This is a genomic window from Aeromonas sp. Marseille-Q7275 (genome assembly GCF_965119515.1).
Map to the genome: position 1 here is coordinate 1 of NZ_CBCPLW010000041.1, position 2,807 is coordinate 2,807.

The window sequence follows — 2,807 nt, forward strand, 5'->3', positions numbered from 1 at the left end:
GACTGATTGGCTATTGCCTGGTCGCTATCACTGAATTTTTGAGTAGTTCGTTCATTCGCTACAAGCACCAGAAACACTTCTTGGGTGTTGTATGGTTAAGCCTCACGGGTAATTAGTATGGGTTAGCTCAACACGTCGCCGCGCTTACACACCCCACCTATCAACGTTGTGGTCTCCAACGGCCCTTTAGGACCCTCAAGGGGTCAGGGATGACTCATCTCAGGGCTCGCTTCCCGCTTAGATGCTTTCAGCGGTTATCGATTCCGAACTTAGCTACCGGGCAGTGCCACTGGCGTGACAACCCGAACACCAGAGGTTCGTTCACTCCGGTCCTCTCGTACTAGGAGCAACTCCCTTCAATCATCCAACGCCCACGGCAGATAGGGACCGAACTGTCTCACGACGTTCTGAACCCAGCTCGCGTACCACTTTAAATGGCGAACAGCCATACCCTTGGGACCGACTTCAGCCCCAGGATGTGATGAGCCGACATCGAGGTGCCAAACACCGCCGTCGATATGAACTCTTGGGCGGTATCAGCCTGTTATCCCCGGAGTACCTTTTATCCGTTGAGCGATGGCCCTTCCATTCAGAACCACCGGATCACTATGACCTACTTTCGTACCTGCTCGACCTGTCCGTCTCGCAGTTAAGCTGGCTTATGCCATTGCACTAACCTCCTGATGTCCGACCAGGATTAGCCAACCTTCGTGCTCCTCCGTTACTCTTTGGGAGGAGACCGCCCCAGTCAAACTACCCACCAGGCACTGTCCGCGAGCCCGATTCAGGGCCCTGCGTTAGAACATCAAACATACAAGGGTGGTATTTCAAGGACGGCTCCAGCGCAACTGGCGTCACGCCTTCAAAGCCTCCCACCTATCCTACACATGTAGGTTCAATGTTCAGTGCCAAGCTGTAGTAAAGGTTCACGGGGTCTTTCCGTCTAGCCGCGGGTACACCGCATCTTCACGGCGAATTCGATTTCACTGAGTCTCGGGTGGAGACAGCATGGCCATGGTTACACCATTCGTGCAGGTCGGAACTTACCCGACAAGGAATTTCGCTACCTTAGGACCGTTATAGTTACGGCCGCCGTTTACCGGGGCTTCGATCAAGAGCTTCGCTTGCGCTAACCCCATCAATTAACCTTCCGGCACCGGGCAGGTGTCACACCCTATACGTCCACTTTCGTGTTTGCAGAGTGCTGTGTTTTTGATAAACAGTCCCAGCCATCTGGTCACTGCGACTCCCAACTGCTCCATCCGCAAGGGACTTCACTGTCAAGAGCGAACCTTCTCCCGAAGTTACGGTTCTATTTTGCCTAGTTCCTTCACCCGAGTTCTCTCAAGCGCCTTGGTATTCTCTACCCGACCACCTGTGTCGGTTTGGGGTACGATGACTTGTAATCTGAAGCTTAGAGGCTTTTCCTGGAAGCAGGGCATCAATGGCTTCACCACCGTAGTGGCTTCGTCTCGTGTCTCAGTGTTGTGTCTCCGGATTTGCCTAGAAACACCACCTACGCACTTTCACCAGGACAACCGTCGCCTGGCCCACCTAGCCTTCTCCGTCCCCCCATCGCAATTACAAGTCGTGCAGGAATATTAACCTGCTTCCCATCGATTACGCCTTTCGGCCTCACCTTAGGGGTCGACTCACCCTGCCCCGATTAACGTTGGACAGGAACCCTTGGTCTTCCGGCGAGGAGGCTTTTCACCCCCTTTATCGTTACTTACGTCAGCATTCGCACTTCTGATATCTCCAGCATGCCTCTCGACACACCTTCGCAGACTTACAGAACGCTCCCCTACCACTCACACATAAGTGTGAATCCGCGGCTTCGGTGCCTGGTTTGAGCCCCGTTACATCTTCCGCGCAGGCCGACTCGACTAGTGAGCTATTACGCTTTCTTTAAATGATGGCTGCTTCTAAGCCAACATCCTAGCTGTCTGAGCCTTCCCACATCGTTTCCCACTTAACCAGAACTTTGGGACCTTAGCCGGCGGTCTGGGTTGTTTCCCTCTTCACGACGGACGTTAGCACCCGCCGTGTGTCTCCCGGATATTACTTACTGGTATTCGGAGTTTGCATGGGGTTGGTAAGTCGGGATGACCCCCTAGCCCAAACAGTGCTCTACCCCCAGTAGTATTCGTCCGAGGCGCTACCTAAATAGCTTTCGGGGAGAACCAGCTATCTCCGAGTTTGATTGGCCTTTCACCCCCAGCCACAGGTCATCCCCTAACTTTGCAACGTTAGTGGGTTCGGTCCTCCAGTTGATGTTACTCAACCTTCAACCTGCCCATGGCTAGATCACCCGGTTTCGGGTCTACACCTTGCAACTAGACGCCCAGTTAAGACTCGGTTTCCCTACGGCTCCCCTATACGGTTAACCTCGCTACAAAATGTAAGTCGCTGACCCATTATACAAAAGGTACGCAGTCACCCCGAAGGGCTCCCACTGCTTGTACGTACACGGTTTCAGGTTCTATTTCACTCCCCTCACAGGGGTTCTTTTCGCCTTTCCCTCACGGTACTGGTTCACTATCGGTCAGTCAGGAGTATTTAGCCTTGGAGGATGGTCCCCCCATATTCAGACAGGATGTCACGTGTCCCGCCCTACTCGATTTCACATCAAGGTTGTTTTCGTGTACGGGGCTATCACCCTGTATCGCCGGCCTTTCCAGGACCGTTCCACTAACTTCCAAGATGCTTAAGGGCTAATCCCCGTTCGCTCGCCGCTACTGAGGGAATCTCGGTTGATTTCTTTTCCTCGGGGTACTTAGATGTTTCAGTTCTCCCGGTTCGCCTCG

The 2,807-nt window shown here is 53.4% G+C and carries 1 rRNA gene; it reads right to left on the reverse strand.

Annotated features, from left to right (window positions below):
- Positions 1-91 precede the first annotated feature (91 nt).
- Positions 92-2,807: ribosomal RNA gene (locus tag ACWPWQ_RS21235) — 23S ribosomal RNA — on the reverse strand; the annotation flags it as partial.